This is a genomic window from Staphylococcus sp. B1(2026), from assembly GCF_058895785.1.
The window spans coordinates 25,974-43,112 of sequence record NZ_JBZXTS010000002.1 but is presented as its reverse complement, the minus strand read 5'-3'; the positions used below and the strand labels follow the sequence as shown (position 1 = coordinate 43,112).

Annotated in this window: 19 protein-coding genes; 1 reads left to right on the top strand and 18 read right to left on the bottom strand. The window is 31.2% G+C overall.

What is annotated here, in order from left to right:
* Positions 1–11: 11 nt before the first annotated feature.
* From AC5EAH_RS00760 to AC5EAH_RS00740, 5 genes are all read right to left on the bottom strand, one after another.
* Positions 12–1,469: an alpha-amylase gene (locus AC5EAH_RS00760; RefSeq protein WP_493492832.1), complete on the bottom strand. Its 1,458-nt coding sequence runs from the start codon at positions 1,467–1,469 to the stop codon at positions 12–14.
* A 14-nt stretch (positions 1,470–1,483) separates the two neighbouring features.
* Positions 1,484–2,320 carry a glutathione S-transferase C-terminal domain-containing protein gene (locus AC5EAH_RS00755; RefSeq protein ID WP_493492831.1) on the bottom strand — a complete coding sequence of 279 codons (837 nt, stop codon included), beginning with the start codon at positions 2,318–2,320 and terminating at the stop codon, positions 1,484–1,486.
* A 33-nt stretch (positions 2,321–2,353) separates the two neighbouring features.
* Complete coding sequence (locus AC5EAH_RS00750; protein WP_493492830.1) at positions 2,354–2,890, bottom strand: LOG family protein; 537 nt, start codon at positions 2,888–2,890, stop codon at positions 2,354–2,356.
* Positions 2,891–2,900: 10 nt separating this feature from the next.
* Positions 2,901–3,749, bottom strand: coding sequence for an SDR family oxidoreductase (locus AC5EAH_RS00745; RefSeq protein ID WP_493492829.1), 849 nt, complete (start codon positions 3,747–3,749; stop codon positions 2,901–2,903).
* Positions 3,750–3,863: 114 nt separating this feature from the next.
* Positions 3,864–4,556 (bottom strand): LysM peptidoglycan-binding domain-containing protein, encoded by a 693-nt coding sequence (locus AC5EAH_RS00740; RefSeq protein WP_493492828.1) that lies wholly within the window; start codon positions 4,554–4,556, stop codon positions 3,864–3,866.
* 241 nt (positions 4,557–4,797) lie between these two features.
* Between AC5EAH_RS00740 and rnhC the strand changes: the two genes are divergently transcribed.
* Entirely contained in the window at positions 4,798–5,694 is an 897-nt protein-coding gene (gene rnhC, locus AC5EAH_RS00735; protein WP_493492827.1) for a ribonuclease HIII, read from the top strand.
* A 44-nt stretch (positions 5,695–5,738) separates the two neighbouring features.
* Here rnhC and AC5EAH_RS00730 read toward each other — a convergent pair whose 3' ends face one another.
* The 13 genes from AC5EAH_RS00730 to AC5EAH_RS00670 all read right to left on the bottom strand — a co-directional run bounded on the left by AC5EAH_RS00730 (position 5,739) and on the right by AC5EAH_RS00670 (position 16,969).
* The gene (locus AC5EAH_RS00730) at positions 5,739–6,857 is read right to left on the bottom strand and encodes a cysteine desulfurase family protein (protein ID WP_493492826.1); all 1,119 of its coding nucleotides are present in this window, start codon (positions 6,855–6,857) and stop codon (positions 5,739–5,741) included.
* A gap of 15 nt (positions 6,858–6,872) precedes the next feature.
* On the bottom strand, positions 6,873–7,292 hold the full coding sequence (locus AC5EAH_RS00725) for an RrF2 family transcriptional regulator (RefSeq protein ID WP_493492825.1): 420 nt from the start codon (positions 7,290–7,292) through the stop codon (positions 6,873–6,875).
* 75 nt (positions 7,293–7,367) lie between these two features.
* Positions 7,368–7,613 (bottom strand): helix-turn-helix domain-containing protein, encoded by a 246-nt coding sequence (locus AC5EAH_RS00720; RefSeq protein WP_493492824.1) that lies wholly within the window; start codon positions 7,611–7,613, stop codon positions 7,368–7,370.
* Between the two features lie 498 nt (positions 7,614–8,111).
* The gene (sufB, locus tag AC5EAH_RS00715) at positions 8,112–9,515 is read right to left on the bottom strand and encodes a Fe-S cluster assembly protein SufB (protein ID WP_493492823.1); all 1,404 of its coding nucleotides are present in this window, start codon (positions 9,513–9,515) and stop codon (positions 8,112–8,114) included.
* A 27-nt stretch (positions 9,516–9,542) separates the two neighbouring features.
* Positions 9,543–10,010, bottom strand: a complete 468-nt coding sequence (gene sufU, locus AC5EAH_RS00710) for a Fe-S cluster assembly sulfur transfer protein SufU (protein WP_493492822.1) — start codon at positions 10,008–10,010, stop codon at positions 9,543–9,545.
* Complete coding sequence (locus AC5EAH_RS00705; protein ID WP_493492821.1) at positions 9,997–11,229, bottom strand: aminotransferase class V-fold PLP-dependent enzyme; 1,233 nt, start codon at positions 11,227–11,229, stop codon at positions 9,997–9,999. Before AC5EAH_RS00705 ends, sufU begins: the two co-directional genes overlap by 14 nt.
* Before the next feature lie 27 nt (positions 11,230–11,256).
* On the bottom strand, positions 11,257–12,558 hold the full coding sequence (sufD, locus tag AC5EAH_RS00700) for a Fe-S cluster assembly protein SufD (protein ID WP_493492820.1): 1,302 nt from the start codon (positions 12,556–12,558) through the stop codon (positions 11,257–11,259).
* An 18-nt stretch (positions 12,559–12,576) separates the two neighbouring features.
* Positions 12,577–13,332: a Fe-S cluster assembly ATPase SufC gene (sufC, locus tag AC5EAH_RS00695; RefSeq protein ID WP_493492819.1), complete on the bottom strand. Its 756-nt coding sequence runs from the start codon at positions 13,330–13,332 to the stop codon at positions 12,577–12,579.
* Positions 13,333–13,465: 133 nt separating this feature from the next.
* Positions 13,466–13,753, bottom strand: a complete 288-nt coding sequence (locus AC5EAH_RS00690; protein ID WP_493492818.1) for a HesB/YadR/YfhF family protein — start codon at positions 13,751–13,753, stop codon at positions 13,466–13,468.
* Positions 13,750–14,355 (bottom strand): TIGR01906 family membrane protein, encoded by a 606-nt coding sequence (locus AC5EAH_RS00685; protein WP_493492817.1) that lies wholly within the window; start codon positions 14,353–14,355, stop codon positions 13,750–13,752. The genes AC5EAH_RS00690 and AC5EAH_RS00685 overlap by 4 nt, the downstream gene beginning before the upstream one ends.
* Positions 14,356–14,477: 122 nt before the next feature.
* A complete protein-coding gene (locus AC5EAH_RS00680; RefSeq protein WP_493492816.1) occupies positions 14,478–15,263 on the bottom strand; it encodes an ABC transporter permease in 786 nt (261 codons plus the stop codon).
* Positions 15,264–15,267: 4 nt separating this feature from the next.
* Entirely contained in the window at positions 15,268–16,032 is a 765-nt protein-coding gene (locus tag AC5EAH_RS00675; RefSeq protein WP_493492815.1) for an ABC transporter permease, read from the bottom strand.
* Entirely contained in the window at positions 16,016–16,969 is a 954-nt protein-coding gene (locus tag AC5EAH_RS00670) for an ATP-binding cassette domain-containing protein (protein ID WP_493492814.1), read from the bottom strand. The genes AC5EAH_RS00675 and AC5EAH_RS00670 overlap by 17 nt, the downstream gene beginning before the upstream one ends.
* Between the last annotated feature and the right edge of the window lie 170 nt (positions 16,970–17,139).

Here is a 17,139-nt window from a genome sequence, read left to right as displayed (position 1 = left end):
CTCCTTCATACTTAATCTATTTCTTTAATTGACCATGCTGATAATTTGTGAGTGTTGGTCATAAATTGTCCGAAACCTTCATCATCAATAACAACTTCTTGTTCTACATGACCTAAATAATCAGCAAATAATTGTCCAGCATATTGTGTTCCTACAAACATACGCTTACTTGCTGTATCTGCTGTACTTATTAAAGCTACTAAAGGTTGTGAATGTGCTTCATCACCATGACGTACCCAACCGATACACTGGGCATCATCAAAATAGTCATCTTGTTGACCATAAGCATAATGAAGACGTAAGTATAATAATTTATCTAAAATAGTTTTAAAACTTTGTTGATAAAACTCACCTTCTATGCCAAAATAATCACCATAAAAAACACATGGTAAACCTTCTTCTCTTAATAAAATCAAGCTATAAGCAAGTGGTTTAAACCATTCTTCTACTGTTGATTGTAACGCCTGACCTCTTTGGGTATCATGATTGTCTACAAAAGTTACAGCACTAAGCGGTTGCGTTTGCATTAATGAACCATCCAAAATTTTACGTAAATCATAGTTATCTTGTTGACTTGCTGCAAAGAAATTATGATGTAGTACCACATCCACTAGATCAAATTGATAATTAGTGGCTTCTAAATATTGATCATTGGCGATTTCATCAGATTTCCAAAATTCACCAAATACATAAAATTCATCACCTTGTTGCTCACGAATATATTTAACAAATTCTTTAGTAAATTGTGAATCAATATGTTTAACGGCATCTAAACGAAAACCACAAATTTGTGTTGTTTCAATAAACCATTTTGCCCATGTATAAATATTTTCAACCACTTCTGGATGACGATAATCAATGTCTGCATACATTAAATAGTCATAATTACCGTTTTCACTGTCTACATTTTCATTATTAGCCCAACCTTTATTGTCACCTACAATCATGTAGATACCATTTTCATTGTTCGTTGCATCAAAATCAACACCTGTAAAATGATACCAATGCCAGACAAAATCATTATATTTACCTTGTCTACCTGGAAAATCAAATTTGGTCCAACTTTCGATTTCATACGGTTCTGATAAAGGTTGTTGACGATGATTAGGATCCATTTTTATTACCGTAAATGTTTCTTTATCATCCGCTCCACCTTTATGATTTAAAACAACATCTGCAATTGCATCAATTCCATGTGTTTTTAAAGTGTTGATTAACTCTAAATATTGTTGCTTAGTACCATATTTCGTTCTTACTGTCCCTTTTTGGTCAAATTCTCCGAGATCAAATAAATCATAAATGCCATAACCTACATCATTTGCACTGGTTCCCTTTGTTGCGGGAGGCAACCAGACTTTAGTAATACCTAATTGTGCAAGTTGTGGCGCGAGTGCGGTTAAATTTTGCCAGTGCGTACCATCATTTGGTAAATACCATTCAAAACATTGCATCAAACATTCATTTGTCATATTACACCTCTTTATTAATTAGTCCAAATTGATTCATCAGGGCCCATTGGCACAATTGCTTGTGCATCACTACCTAAATAATAACCACGTTTAATACTATCAAAATCAGTGGTACTACCGAAACCAGGAATGTGATATAAACGCTTAATATAAGCGAACAAATGTGGATAATCTATTAAACGTTTATAATTTGCTTTGTATAAAACATAATAAACCGCATCAAATCGAATTAATGTCGTATATAAACGAATATCTGTTTCTGTTAATTGTTCACCATGGAAAAATTGACGTGTTTGCATACGTTCATCTAATAATGCCATCATATCAAAAAATATTTGACAAGCTTGTTCGTAGTCTTGTTGTGTTTTAGCAAAACCAATACGATAAATACCATCATTAATAGCATAAGCAATACGTTCATTCCATTCATCAATTTCTTGATGTAATGCTGATGGATATAAATCAGGTGCTTGTGCTTTATGAAATGGTTTAAAAATCGTTGAAAAAGCTCTTAAAATGTCTGCTGATTCTTTATTCACAATTTTATTTGTTGTTGTATCTACTAAAACTGGTACAGAATATGGACCTTGATAATTGTTATCTGTTAATAAATAACTGTCTTTTAAATAAGAAACTTTTAATATTGGGTCAACACCTTCTTGATCTAAAGAAAATTCCCAACCATGTTCACTACGAACAGGATCAGTTGCTCCTACAGAAATAATGTCTTGTAAACCTAATAATTCATGACCGATTTTGGCACGATGTGCATAAGGACATACTGCTCCCCAAATTAAACGATATCTATTCGCTTCTGCTACTAAATTTTGTGGATGTGTAAAAGTTGACATAGTTAATACCTCCATGACAAACAGTGCCGTTTATTAATAATTGGCAATAAATTGTGAGATTTCTTGTAAATCTGATGAAAATAGTATATTTTGGCGATCAGTTAGGGATAAAAATCCACTTGTTACCATTTGATCATACATTAAACTTAATGGTTGATAATAATTAGCCACATTAAATAGAATACATGGACCTTCATTTTGGCCTACACGTGTCCATGAAATCATATCTGCAATTTCTTCTAATGTTCCTGGTCCGCCAGGTAAAGCAATAAAAACATCACCTAATTGTGCCATTTTATCTTTACGCTGTGACATCGTTTCTACAACAATTAATTCCGAAAGTTGTTGATGCGCTAATTCTCTATCTATTAAAAATTGAGGCATAACACCTATAACTTTACCACCATTAGCAAGCACTGTATCTGCAACTGTTCCCATTAAACCAACACTACCACCACCATAAACAAGTTCATGACCTTGGTCTACTATCCATTGCCCTAATTGTTTTGCAGCTTGTTGATATGCTTGATTATTCCCTAAACTCGCACCACAATAGATTGTAATTTTCATCGCTTACCTCCTAGTTATCAATACTCATACTTATTTTTACATTTTTATTAGCTTCTTCTATTAAAGTATTAACTTTCTGTTCTAAACCTCTAATTGCACCATAACCTAAGTATAGGCGTGTCGGAATATCTTCCATTGATGGTAAATCAACCAACACTTTTGCAACTAATTTTGGATCTCCTGATTGATTATGATTTAATTGTGATAAACTATCCATCGTTTGGTTAACAACATGATAGGCGCCTGATTCTTTTTCTGGACGTTTCATTGAACGATCATCTAAGAAATCTGTACGAATACCACCAGGACAAATAGCAGTTACATGAATATTAAATGAAGCGACTTCATAAGCTAATGCTTCACTCATCATGATTACAGCTGCTTTTGTTGCTGAATAAATACCTTGAGAAGGACCTGTTACTGTACCTGATATAGAAGCAATATTTGTAATTTGACCTGTACGTTGTTGACGCATATGTGGTAATACCGCTTGTGTCATCATTAATAAACCAAAGACATTGACATTGAAATTAGCATGTACTTCTGTCATTGACATCTCTTCTAATGGTCCTAAAATCGCATAACCTGCATTATTAACTAAAACATCGATACGACCAAATTTAGTGACAATTGCATCAACTGCATGATGGATACTTTCTTCATCAAAATTCATACTAATAGCCATAAATTTATCCATTAATTGAGGTACTTTTGTTGCTACTAGTTCTGTTAATTGATCAGCATTTCTTGACGTTCCTACAACATTATAACCACGTTGCAATGCTTCGATGACTGTGTCAAAACCTATCCCTTTTGATGCACCTGTCACAACAAATACTTTTTCATTTAAATTTAACATATAATAATCTCCTTCTCAATATAAATTATCATATCATAAATACTTAAATAGACACTATTAATAAGCCTTAATAAAAAAAGAAAGTACGTATACGTACTTTCTTTTTTTATTATCTTAAGGTAAAACGATTGTTTGACCTGCTTGAATTTCAGTTGAACTTAAACCATTTGCTTTCATGATTGCTTCCATGTAACGACCAGAACCATAAGCATTAACTGCAATTCGGTATAAATTCTCACCTTGTTGTACAACATGTGATTCATTACCTAAAGCTACAGAACTATCAATTGGTGTATCTGTATATGTACCCGATGCTGAACCATCTGTAGTTGTTGATGTTGTGTCTGCATTTGATGCTGATGACGTTGCTGATGCATCATCAGTGTTTGTTGCATTCGCTGCTACACCAGTATTTGAATCTGTTAACTTACTGTCAGATGTTTTTTCATTTGAAGTTTTTTCAGATGATGTTTTTTCTTTATTAGCTGATGTTACTTCTTTTTTACCTGATGTTGTTTCTACAGATTTTTTAACAACTGTTGCTTTAGCAGATGATGTTTTTTCATTTGAAGCTACTTGTGTTGTTGGTGCAACATTTGCAACTTTATTATTAGCCATACCATTACCTATTTTAAGACCAATAGTCACAACTAAAGGAATTAAACAAAGTAATAATAAGATTAAAATCGCATACATCCACGGTTTACGAGAAGCTGGTTCTTCTTCATCCTCGTATTCATCATCATAATATTCTTCTTCAACGAATTCTTCTTCGAATAATTCTTCATCGTAATCTTTTTTTGCCATTTTATCCACCTCTAATATTTATAGTTAAACTTACTATAATCTTAACATAGCACTCTTAATAAATGCAATATAATTATCTTTGTTTAATCATAATATTATCTATTTATTTTTATAAATTATACTGTAAAATGCTCTAACTTATCTTATATCTATTATAAAATATCTATGTCAATTTTTCACATTCGCACTATATTTTATGATAGAATAAGCATGACATTAACTACTAATTTTAGGAGGAGCTATGACACATACTGTTTTTACTGCGGACACACAATTACAACAACGTATTATGACACATTATCAATCCCATGCTATCTCACCTATGCAACACGCAAAATTCACCGCTCAATTACCTCATTGTAAAATTATTGTGTACAATTCTGGTAAAGTGATGTTACAAGGTAAGGGACATCAACAAGAAGCACAACTTTGGCAAACTACTGGAGAGAATGCTGTTCATGAAACCACACATCATCAATACAATCAAATGGCTCATATTGGTAGCGACGAGGCTGGATCAGGTGATTATTTTGGTCCATTAACTGCTGCAGCTGTTTTTATCAAACCACAACAAATCGCTTGGTTAAAAGAACTAGGTGTCAATGATTCTAAAAAAATAACCGATATTAAAATTAAAGAACTTGCACCTTTATTAATGCAAACCTTACCTTACAGTTTACTGATTCTTGATAATCCAAAATATAATACATTAGAGCAACAACAATGGACACAAGGTAAAATGAAAGTCATGTTACACTATCATACGATTCAAAATGTCATAAAAAAAATAAATGGTAATTATGAAGGTATCTTAATCGATCAATTTAGTGTTGAAAGCTCGTTCAATAAACATTTACGCTCTGAAAATTTAACACCTCATCCTAAAACTTATTTTGAAACAAAAGCTGAAAGTAAAAGTTTGGCTGTTGCTTGTGCGAGTATAATTAGTCGTTATGCTTTTATAGAAAAAATTCAACAACTTAGTACACATTATAAAATGGACATCAAAAAAGGTGCTGGACATCAAGTCGATATTGAAGCTGCAAAATTTGTTAAACGCTATGGTATCAACGAACTTGATCAAATTACGAAAAAACATTTTGCTAATCGTCAAAAAGTATTAAATTTATTAAAATAAACAATGCCTCAATTTCACAAAACAGAAATTGAGGCGGTTTATCTTTAATCAATTAAACGTTTAATTGTACTAATTAAGTGATCAATATCTTCAGTTGTCACTTGTAAACTAAAACTAATTCTAAAACTATGTGCTGCTCGATTCGTATCATACATCTCTGTAATAACATGTGAAGGTTCAACATTACCTGCTGTGCATGCAGAACCACTTGATAAAGCAATACCTGCTAAATCAAATTGAATTAAGGCTACATCGACTGTCAAATTTGGTAAATATAAATTGACAATATTTGGTGTATGGAAAGCTTGTGACCCATTAATTTCAAAAGTGATATTAGCTTGTGTTAATTGTGTTAGTAAATAGTCTTTTAACAATTGACAATGTTCAAAATGTGTTGCTTGCTCTGTTACAGCTTGTTGTAAGGCATAGGCTGTAGCATAAATAGCTGCTGTATTTTCTGTCCCTGCACGTTGTTTATTTTGTTGTTCTCCACCGACAAGTAAAGGGGTAAAAGCTGTACCTTGTTGAACATATAAAATACCTACGCCTCTTAAGCCACCGAATTTATGTCCTGAAAAAGTCATAAAGTTAACTTGCCAATCACGAATATCAATTGGAATTTTTCCTAATGCTTGAACTGCATCAACATGAAATAAAATGTGTGGATGATGTTCATTTAACCATTGTCCAATAGCTTTAATTGGCTGTACTGTGCCAACTTCATTATTAACTGCCATAATTGATACTAATACAGTTGTTGAAGTGATGGCTTGTTGTAAATCAATTAAAGAAACAACACCATTCTGGTCAACAGGTAAGTAAGTGACTTGATAACCCTCTTGTTCTAAACATTGACAAAGATGTAAAATCGAAGGATGTTCTATTGCCGAGGTAATAATATGACTACCTTTAGGAAACTGATATGCTTGATAAATAACTGTATTATTTGCTTCCGTAGCACTACCAGTAAAAATAATTTCATTAGTTGATACGTCCAAACTTTGTGCCACTTTTTGATGTGCTTGTGATAAATATTTTGAAGCTTGTTGTCCAATACGATGTATACTAGATGGATTGCCATAGGCTTCTGTTGTTAATTCTAAAAATAATTTTAATGCTTGTGGATGTGCCGGTGCTGTTGCAGCGTAATCAAAATAAATCATAATTCCTCCATTGAATTAAATATAAAACATATAATCATTTAATACTGTATGTTGTTCATCAATTAAATCTTGTAAAGTTGTACTGTCTAATACTTCTTTAATTACTTGTGTCATACGTTGCCATAAAATTTGTTGTTCGATAGGTTCATTTTCTAGTTGTGTCACAACTGCTATAGGTCCTTCTAATAGTCGAATAACTTGACCAACTGTAATTTCGTTAGCTGGTTTAGCCAATTTATAACCACCATGAGCGCCTCTAACGCTGACGACTAAGCCAGCATTTCTTAATGGACCAACTAATTGCTCTAAATATTGATCAGATAAATGATTGTCTTGTGCTATACTTTTTAATGAAATATAGCGTGCTTCTGAATATTTTTTAGATAAATGTAACATTAAAGTTAAACCATAACGTCCTCTTGTCCCTACTTTCATACGCATAACCTTTCTATATCTTTTACTCTATTATAGCTTTAAAAAATAAAAATTGCGAGATAGAATAGTCCATTCCTATTCTGTCTCGCATGAATCATTATTTTCTTTTAAAGAAATGATTTTAGAAATATCATCAACTTCAAGTGCATTAGCAATTTTTTCAATATGTTCTATATAGATACTTTCACGTTGACCATTAGCTAATTTATTTAATTTAGATGGGTCAATGGCTGCTTTTCTTGCTAATTCTCTCATTGATATATCATAATTTTCTGTGAGTTCTTTAATGTTTATTTTCACTTTATATGTTTTATAGTCCATTTTTATTAAAACCCCTATTGATTTTTATTCCAAAAAAGGGTATTATAATGATGTGGTGACCTTAAAGGCTACAATCGTGTGTAACATTATTAATTTTCTTTTGATTATCTTTTATAAAATCATTAAATATAAAATTATTAAATAAGCGTATTATTATAATATTAGGGGATATAGTAATACGACTATTCAAACATTACCAAATAAACTTAAATTAAGGGTTAAATTATCTCGTTTTGGTCTGTCTCGTCAATAGACCTTTATACTTAAACATTTAAACATTACATGACCATATTGTAGCTTTAGGGAACCACATTATTCATTTATTAACTAAATTATACCCAAAGATTTAGAGCTTCACTTTATTCTATACTATTTAAATTATGTAATCAATAGCCAACTAGGTGAATTCCACCTAGTATTTTTTATGCTTACAAACATTAAGTTAAATTTAAAGTGTTCATGACTTTTAGTCATCAACACTTTAAATCAGGTAACTGCTTAACCTACTGCGCCTTCCATTTCGAACGAAATTAAGCGGTTCATTTCTACAGCATATTCCATTGGTAATTCTTTTGTAAATGGTTCAATGAATCCCATAACAATCATACCTGTTGCTTCTTCTTCTGATAAACCACGGCTCATTAAATAAAATAATTGTTCTTCTGATACTTTTGAAACTTTTGCTTCATGTTCTAATGATACATGTGAATTTAATACTTCGTTGTATGGAATTGTATCAGATGTTGATAAATTATCCATAATTAATGTATCACATTCAATATTAGAACGTGCGCCAAATGCTTCTTTACCAAAATGTACTAAGCCACGATAGTTAACTTTACCACCATGTTTCGAAATTGATTTCGATACAATTGTTGATGAAGTATTTGGTGCTAAGTGAATCATTTTAGAACCAGCATCTTGTACTTGACCACGACTTGCTAAAGCGATTGATAAAGTCATACCACGTGCACCTTCACCACGTAAAATACATGCTGGATATTTCATTGTTAATTTAGAACCAATATTTCCATCGATCCACTCCATTGTACCACCTGCATCAACCATTGTACGTTTTGTTACTAAGTTATATACATTGTTTGACCAGTTTTGTACAGTTGTGTAACGACAATAAGCATCTTTTTTAACAAAGATTTCTACGACCGCTGAGTGTAATGAACTTGCACTATAAGTTGGTGCTGTACATCCTTCTACATAATGAATTGATGAACCTTCATCACAAATAATTAATGTACGTTCAAATTGACCCATTCTTTCTGAGTTAATACGGAAATAAGCTTGTAATGGTGTTTCTAATTTTACATTTGGTGGACAGTAAATAAATGATCCACCTGACCATACTGCTGAGTTTAATGCAGCAAATTTATTATCATTAGCTGGTACAGCTTGTGCCCAGTATTCTTTAAATAATGCTTCATTTTCTCTTAATGCTGAATCTGTATCTTTAAAAATAATACCCATTTCTTCGATATCAGCTTGCATATTATGATATACAACTTCTGATTCATATTGTGCTGATACACCAGCTAAGAATTTTTGTTCTGCTTCTGGAATACCTAAGCGTTCAAATGTTGCTTTAATTTCTTCAGGTACTTCATCCCATGAACGTTCTGTATTTTCTGATGGTTTAACATAGTAAACAATTTCATCAAAATCTAATTCTGATAAATCCCCGCCCCAAACTGGCATTGGCATTTTATAAAATTGTTCTAGTGATTGCAAACGAAAATCTAACATCCATTGTGGTTCATTTTTCATTTTTGAAATTGTTTCTACAATTTTAGGTGTTAGACCGCGTTCTGTTTTAAAGATAGAAACATCTTTATCGTGAAAACCATATTCATAGGTTTCACCTACTTGTTTTGCTACTTCATTAGCCACAGTAATTTTCCCCCTTTTGCTGTTTCTTTATTTATTATCACAATGATTAACTTGCATAGTTGCTTGTCCATTTTGCTTAACGCCTTTTTCTAAGGCTTTCCAAGCTAATGTGGCACATTTAATACGTGCTGGAAATTTAGCTACACCTTCCAAAGCTTGTGCATCACCTAATACTTCATAATCATGTTCATGACTTAACATCATGTCTGAAAAAAGTTGACTCATTGCAAGTGCTTCATCGATTTTTTTACCTTTGATTTCTTGTGTCATCATTGAAGCAGATGACATTGAAATTGAACAGCCTTCGCCATCAAATTTTGCATCTTTAATAATATCATTCTCAATGACTAAGGCAATATTTAATTTATCACCACATGATGGATTATTTAATTCTACAATAACATTATTCGTCGTTGATATACCACGATTACGTGGTGTTTTATAATGATCCATGATCACCTGGCGATATAATTGTTCTAAATTAGAATGGGACATCTTCAAAAAATTCCTTTGCATATTTAATTTGAGTGACTAAAGCATCAATTTCTTCTTTTGTATTATAAATATAAAAACTTGCACGTGCAGTCGAACCTTGTTGTAACCAACGCATTAATGGTTGAGCACAATGATGACCTGCTCGAATAGCAATACCTTTTGTATCTAATACAGTCGATAAATCATGTGGATGAATACCTTTCACATTAAAAGTAATTAACCCACCTCTTGGTTGATCTAATGGTGGTCCATAAATTTCTAAATCGTCAATTGTTGACAGCTGTTGGTAAGCATAAGCTGTTAATTCATCAATATACGCTTCAACATTTGCCATACCTATATCATTTAAATAATCAATAGCAGCACCTAGAGCAATGGCTTGCGCAATATTCGGTGTACCTGCTTCAAACTTAGTCGGTAATTCTGCCCAAGTTGATTGATCTAGTTCAACAATTTCAATCATATCGCCACCAAATTCAACAGGTGATAATCGTTCTAATAATTGTTTTTTACCGTATAACACACCGATACCTGTAGGTGCTAACATTTTATGACCACTAAAAGCTAGAAAATCGCAATCTAATTGTGTCACATTAACTACTTGATGTGGTACAGACTGTGCCGCATCAACAACGATATAAGCACCTACTGCATGTGCTTGTGCTGCTATTTGTTGAACATCATTAATCGTGCCTAGTACATTAGAAACATGTGCAATAGCAACTACTTTTGTACGCTCTGTCAATTGTGTTGCTATTGCTTCTGCTGTTAATTGACCATTTTCATCTAAATCAATATACTTTAATTTTGCACCTGTGCGTTTTGCTACTTCTTGCCATGGCACCGTATTCGCATGATGCTCCATTAAACTAATCACGATTTCATCATCTGCTTGTATTTCAGCTTCAAGCATTCTAGCTACCATATTTAAGGCAGTTGTTGTACTGCGTGTAAAAATAATTTCTTCACGATGTTGTGCATGGATAAATGCTTGAACTTTATCTCTTGCTGCTTCATAAGCTTCAGTCGATAAATTACCAAGCGTATGTACACCACGATGAATATTAGCATTATATTCACTATAAAACTTTATTAAACAATCAATGACCTGCTGTGGCTTTTGACTCGTTGCTGCTGAATCTAAATAGACCAGTGGATAATTATTGACTTGTTGAGTTAAAATAGGAAAATCTTGTCTGATATCATTGCTATTTAACATATTATGTCCTCCATACACATCACCATCTTATGCTTTTACTTTTAAATCAATAATTTGTGTTAATTGTTGTTGTACCGATTCAATTGGTAATGCTGTAACAACTGGTGCTAAGAAACCGTGAATAACTAAACGTTCTGCTTCACGACGACTTAAACCACGACTCATTAAATAAAATAATTGTAATGGATCTACACGACCTGCTGATGCAGCATGTCCTGCTGTTACGTCATTTTCATCGATAATTAAAATTGGGTTCGCATCTCCACGTGCTTTGTCTGATAACATTAAGACACGTGATTCTTGTTGTGCATCTGAACCGCACGCACCATTTTTAATATAACCTACACCATGGAAAATTGATTGTGCTTCTTCAGTCATTACACCATGTTTTAAAATATGTCCACGTGTTTTCAAACCGTACTGTACAATTTTTGATGTAAAGTTAATATGTTGATTACCACGACCTACTGTAACGATTTTAAGATCTGATTCTGAACCATCACCAATTAAATTCGTTAAGTTCTCATGAATCATATTACCTTCATCCATTAAACCTAATGCCCATTCAATATACGCACCATGTGCTGTAATTCCGCGATGATTAATATAACCATCAAAACCAACTGGTAAGAAATTAACTGCACCATACGTAATTTTAGCATTATCTTTTGGGAAAACTTCTGAAATAATATTGATTAAACCTTCACCTTTATCTAAAGATGATAAATAGTTTTCAACATAAGTCACTTTTGAATTTTCTTCAGCTAAGATTAATACATGATTAAATAATGATGTTTGAGCATCTGTTACATAAGTAATATATTGTACTACTTCTGATAACTCTACATTTCTTGGTACATATAAGAAAATCCCACCATTTAATAAGGCTGCATGTAAAGCCGTTAATTTATTTTCAGTTAAAGCCACTGCTTTAGTCATGAAATATTTTTCAACTAATTCACTATGTTCGCGCATTGCTGTAAAAATATCAGTAAAAATCACACCTTTTTGTTGTGCTTCTTGACTTAATTGAACATACACTGCATCATTATTGATTTGAACTAATAGTGTTGCATCTTCATTATTATCGATAATATCTAATACTTGTTGTGGCAATTGAGTACGTTCAGTTACTTTCTCTGCTGCTACATGATATTTAGGTATATCTGTAAAATTCCAATGTGCTATTTTTGTTTTATAAGCATCAGGTAATGGCAAACTTTCATATTGACGAAAACCTTCTTGTCGACGATCGAGTACCCATTGAGGTGCATTACCTAGATGACTTGCTATTACTTTATCAAATGTTTTTGATAATTCCATTGTCATACATTCTCCTCTTCGTTATTATTCAGTGATTTCGTCTTTAATCCAATCATAACCTTCCGCTTCTAAACGTTGGGCTAATTCTGCGCCACCAGATTTAACAACTTTACCATTCATCATCACATGAACGTAGTCTGGTGTAATATAGTTTAATAAACGTTGATAATGCGTAATAATTAAGCAACCGAAGTTTTCTCCACGCATTTTATTAATACCTTTAGATACTACTTTTAATGCGTCAATATCTAAACCAGAATCGATTTCATCTAAAATAGAAAATTTTGGTTCTAACATCATTAATTGTAAAATCTCATTACGTTTCTTTTCACCACCTGAAAATCCTTCATTTAAATAACGCTGTGCCATATTTAAATCCATTTCAAGGAATTCCATGTTTTTATCTAATTTCTTAATAAAAGGCATTAAACCAATTTCATCGCCTTCTTCACGTTGTGCATTAATTGCTGAACGTAAAAAATCAGCATTTGTCACACCAGCGATTTCAGATGGATATTGCATTGCTAAAAATAAACCAGCTTTTGCACGCTCGTCTACTTCCATTTCTAATACATTTTCACCATCTAATAATACTTCACCTTGTGTTACTTCATATTTAGGGTGTCCCATAATTGCAGAAGAAAGTGTTGATTTCCCTGTTCCATTAGGCCCCATAATTGCATGAATTTCATTTGTTTTAATTGTTAAATTCACACCTTTTAAAATTTCTTTATCATCAATTGATACATGTAAGTCTTTAATCTCTAAGACAGATACCATGTTGTAACCTCCTAAAAAATTGTTTAGTTGTATACATAAAATGTTTACGATTTACTACCGTACTAGTTTATATTAATTTTAAACTAGAAATCAAGAAAAAAATACTAAATCCAACAAATTTATGACATATTTATTATAAATAATGATAAACTAATTCTTGTTTATCTAAATCAAAATCTACTTCTAGATCATGCCCGTCAAAATACCATTCATCTTTTTCATTAATATAAAATTTAATGCCATCTATTTCTTCAATCACAATAGGTGATAACGGTGCTTGTAAAGTAATACCTAATGAGAAGCCTTGTTGAACTGGACTACATCCCCCATAACGCCCCATAAAACCTACTTCTGCGCCTGCTTGTAAATCCCAATTTCCTTTAAAATGTTGTAATGCTTTATCTGTAATAATTAATTTCATTTTGTCCTCCATATTCGATAATAATAACTATACATCAAACCTATACAATAAATAATCACTTGTAAAAAACATAGCATAAAAAATTGTTCGGGTAATGCCAAAATAATTCTATCGGCTACTACATCAAATTGCCAGTAGCTACCTTGAAACAATATTTCGTGAAAAATAATAAACACACGATTAAAATTAACGACAATCATAACACCAAGTAATAACAGTAACATCACAATGACTTTTAAAGTATTTTTAATGACGATTACATTTTGTCGTTGAATATATTGCCGAATCAAATAACAAATGCTACCTGTGACTATCATTATTACATTATTAATTGTCAGCCATACTTTAACATCATAAAAATGTTGTACGGCAGATTTTGAAATATCAAAATAACTTAAATGAAATGTTTGCGTTGGTAATAATAAAAATTTTAATAATTCTAAATACGTTACAATCAATTCAGAATTAGATAGTACTGTAATATTAAACAAATAAATTGATAATATGTAAACGGGTATATTAATTAAAGTTAATAAAATACTACAACTTAAACAAAATAAAAATGTGATAATAGTTAGTGTACTCGTAATGATTATTTTCATGCTTTCTCCTATGTTATTTATTGATATTATCGTATGAGTTTATTATATGTTATTTATTGACTATAAGCGATAATATTGATTGCATAAAAAATCTCATCAGCCTAGGCTGACGAGATCTTTTATTATGTGCCGGTACTCGTATAACGTTTTAAATAATGTTGCCATAGTACACAACTTAGGCCAAAGAAAACTAAAGCGCTAATACTCGTTTGCCCTAACATTTTTATGATTTTCCATTGATTACCTGCAATTAATATTTTACTTGGAATAAAACTTACCCATGCAATCGGCACGACAAATGTTAAGATTGCTGTCATCCATGTACCGTATAATGTAATTGGGTATTTAATTAATTCATATAATAAATAAGGTAAATCTGAAAAATCACTCACACCTACTGTGCGTAATGATATGATTGAGCCTAAAATAGATATACTAGCAAAAATCAAACTCGCAAAAAGTGAAATCAATAAAGCGCAAGCTAAATTAAGCCAAGATAAATCTAATGTGATAATACAAATAATATTAATAATGATACCGATAATTAAATCGCCCCATGCATCATCATCAAAACCTTCCATAAAAATTTGAAATAATGGATTTAATGGTCGTATTAACATACTATCAAGTATACCTTTACGCACATAATAAGAAATATTTAATGTATTCATAAACAGACAACGCCACATTGCAAAACCCATAGTTGATAATGAGTACATATATAACAACTCATACATTGACCAACCATCTATTTGCGGCACTAAATTGTATAAGAAAAACAATGTAACTAAACTCGCTACATTTTTCAACATCATCGTTGCTACACCAATATAAAAATCATTACCATACGACTTTAAACCTTTAAGATTTAAAGTTAAAAATTTAAAAAATAATTGAATATATCTCATTTTCTCACCCTCCATTAATCGTTAATCGCTTAAAACCAATAGCTATCATCAATTTATATAATAAATAAATGACAACGATATAAATCATTTGTACGATAATAATTTGATAAAAAGAGGTATGTAAAATATAAAATTCTGATATTTTCCCAAAACTATAAGAAAACGGTAAATAATCAATTATATTTTTCAACCAAACTGGATATAAAAATATTGGAAATATAGCACCTGATAACATTGTATTTAATGCATTCTTTAATGAATCTATCCCCCAAATACTTTGCGTAAAGAAAGCTAAACTACCAAAAAATAATTCTAAAACAAAATTTAATAAATAACCTACTATTAGTAAGATTACAAATAAAAATAATGTCGCTACATCACAATGTTTTGAAAAATAAACAATAAATATTAAATTGATAATACTGATCGTACATACTCTCGTTACACTTGAACCAATACTCTCAAATAAATATTGCTTTTCTAATGATATAGGTTTACATAATCGATTAATAATATCACCATCTATAATTTCTTCACTCATCGTCATAGAAATATCTGTATAAAATATCGACATAAATTGATTAATAATAAAATAAAGCATTAAAATGGGTAATTTTTGTAATTGATGTTGATAACTTAAAATACTTGACCATAGCATATATTGAATATAAATATAAAATATATTTTTAATAACTGAAAACATTAAGTATTCACGATAAATAGAAATACGTTTACTTCCTATAATTATCATTCTAATGATTTGATTCATTGTTAACAACCTCCTCACTTAAAGTTGTTAGCAATGTTTCTAAATCACTCTCTTGTAGTTCAAAAACATCGATATGATTATGAGAAAACAACAGGCTTGTCAGCTGTGCCAATTCTTTTTTAGGCACTTTATGAATAATATATTCAACATCATTTACTTGTTGCACCTGATAATCAGTTAAACCATTCAAATTAATTTGTGTATGAGATAATGTTAAATGAATATTAACATAACCTATTTTTTCAGTAATATACGCTTTATCTTCATCTAAAATAATTTTTCCTTGATTTAAAATCACAAATCTATCACACAATTGATACACTTCTTGTAAATTATGTGACGTAAAAATAATCGTCATCTCTTTTTTTAATTCATTAATTAAATAGATGATTTTACGTTTACTCAACACATCTATCCCAATCGTCGGTTCATCTAAAATTAATACTTTAGGATGATGTAAAATACTCATTAATAATTCTGCACGCATTTTTTGACCTAAGCTCAATGTTCTAACTGGTCTTTGCCAAAATGTTTTAATGTCTAAAATCTCTGCATATTTATTTAGCCTTGTATTAAAATCATGATCATCTATTTTATATAAAGCTTTATTTAATAAATAACTATCTAATGGTGAAACATCCCATTTCAACTGACTTCTTTGACCAAAAACAACACCGACTTGCATCATATTTTGTTGTCTATACGTCACTGCATCCTTGCCTAATAAAGTCACTTCACCGCTATCCGGCTTCAAAATACCTAATATAACTTTTAATAATGTTGATTTTCCCGCACCATTTAAACCGATTAAACCAACTGTTTCATGCTGATTAATTGTTAAATTAATATTGATCAGTGCTTCTACAATTTTTGTTGTTCTTTTAATAAAACCCGTTTTTAAAACATATTTCTTTGTTAATTTGTTAATTCGTATCATGCTGTACTCCTTTTATACTGTGCTTAAGACATTACAATAATGTGCTTAAGTCAGCTATCTCAAGGCAATACTTAACTCTAGTTTCATGACACCGTATTAAATAATGTTAATATTTGCCACCTCTTAAATTTAATACTGATTGAGATACGCTTAACATTAAGCACTTGTTA

Bases quoted from the DNA above. Each gene is read 5' to 3' on its own strand.
- AC5EAH_RS00760 (WP_493492832.1), bottom strand. From the start codon at position 1,469: ATGACAAATGAATGTTTGATGCAATGTTTTGAATGGTATTTACCAAAT.
- AC5EAH_RS00755 (WP_493492831.1), bottom strand. From the start codon at position 2,320: ATGTCAACTTTTACACATCCACAAAATTTAGTAGCAGAAGCGAATAGA.
- AC5EAH_RS00750 (WP_493492830.1), bottom strand. From the start codon at position 2,890: ATGAAAATTACAATCTATTGTGGTGCGAGTTTAGGGAATAATCAAGCA.
- AC5EAH_RS00745 (WP_493492829.1), bottom strand. From the start codon at position 3,749: ATGTTAAATTTAAATGAAAAAGTATTTGTTGTGACAGGTGCATCAAAA.
- AC5EAH_RS00740 (WP_493492828.1), bottom strand. From the start codon at position 4,556: ATGGCAAAAAAAGATTACGATGAAGAATTATTCGAAGAAGAATTCGTT.
- rnhC (WP_493492827.1), top strand. From the start codon at position 4,798: ATGACACATACTGTTTTTACTGCGGACACACAATTACAACAACGTATT.
- AC5EAH_RS00730 (WP_493492826.1), bottom strand. From the start codon at position 6,857: ATGATTTATTTTGATTACGCTGCAACAGCACCGGCACATCCACAAGCA.
- AC5EAH_RS00725 (WP_493492825.1), bottom strand. From the start codon at position 7,292: ATGAAAGTAGGGACAAGAGGACGTTATGGTTTAACTTTAATGTTACAT.
- AC5EAH_RS00720 (WP_493492824.1), bottom strand. From the start codon at position 7,613: ATGGACTATAAAACATATAAAGTGAAAATAAACATTAAAGAACTCACA.
- sufU (WP_493492822.1), bottom strand. From the start codon at position 10,010: ATGTCCCATTCTAATTTAGAACAATTATATCGCCAGGTGATCATGGAT.
- AC5EAH_RS00705 (WP_493492821.1), bottom strand. From the start codon at position 11,229: ATGTTAAATAGCAATGATATCAGACAAGATTTTCCTATTTTAACTCAA.
- sufD (WP_493492820.1), bottom strand. From the start codon at position 12,558: ATGACAATGGAATTATCAAAAACATTTGATAAAGTAATAGCAAGTCAT.
- sufC (WP_493492819.1), bottom strand. From the start codon at position 13,332: ATGGTATCTGTCTTAGAGATTAAAGACTTACATGTATCAATTGATGAT.
- AC5EAH_RS00690 (WP_493492818.1), bottom strand. From the start codon at position 13,753: ATGAAATTAATTATTACAGATAAAGCATTACAACATTTTAAAGGAAAT.
- AC5EAH_RS00685 (WP_493492817.1), bottom strand. From the start codon at position 14,355: ATGAAAATAATCATTACGAGTACACTAACTATTATCACATTTTTATTT.
- AC5EAH_RS00680 (WP_493492816.1), bottom strand. From the start codon at position 15,263: ATGAGATATATTCAATTATTTTTTAAATTTTTAACTTTAAATCTTAAA.
- AC5EAH_RS00675 (WP_493492815.1), bottom strand. From the start codon at position 16,032: ATGAATCAAATCATTAGAATGATAATTATAGGAAGTAAACGTATTTCT.
- AC5EAH_RS00670 (WP_493492814.1), bottom strand. From the start codon at position 16,969: ATGATACGAATTAACAAATTAACAAAGAAATATGTTTTAAAAACGGGT.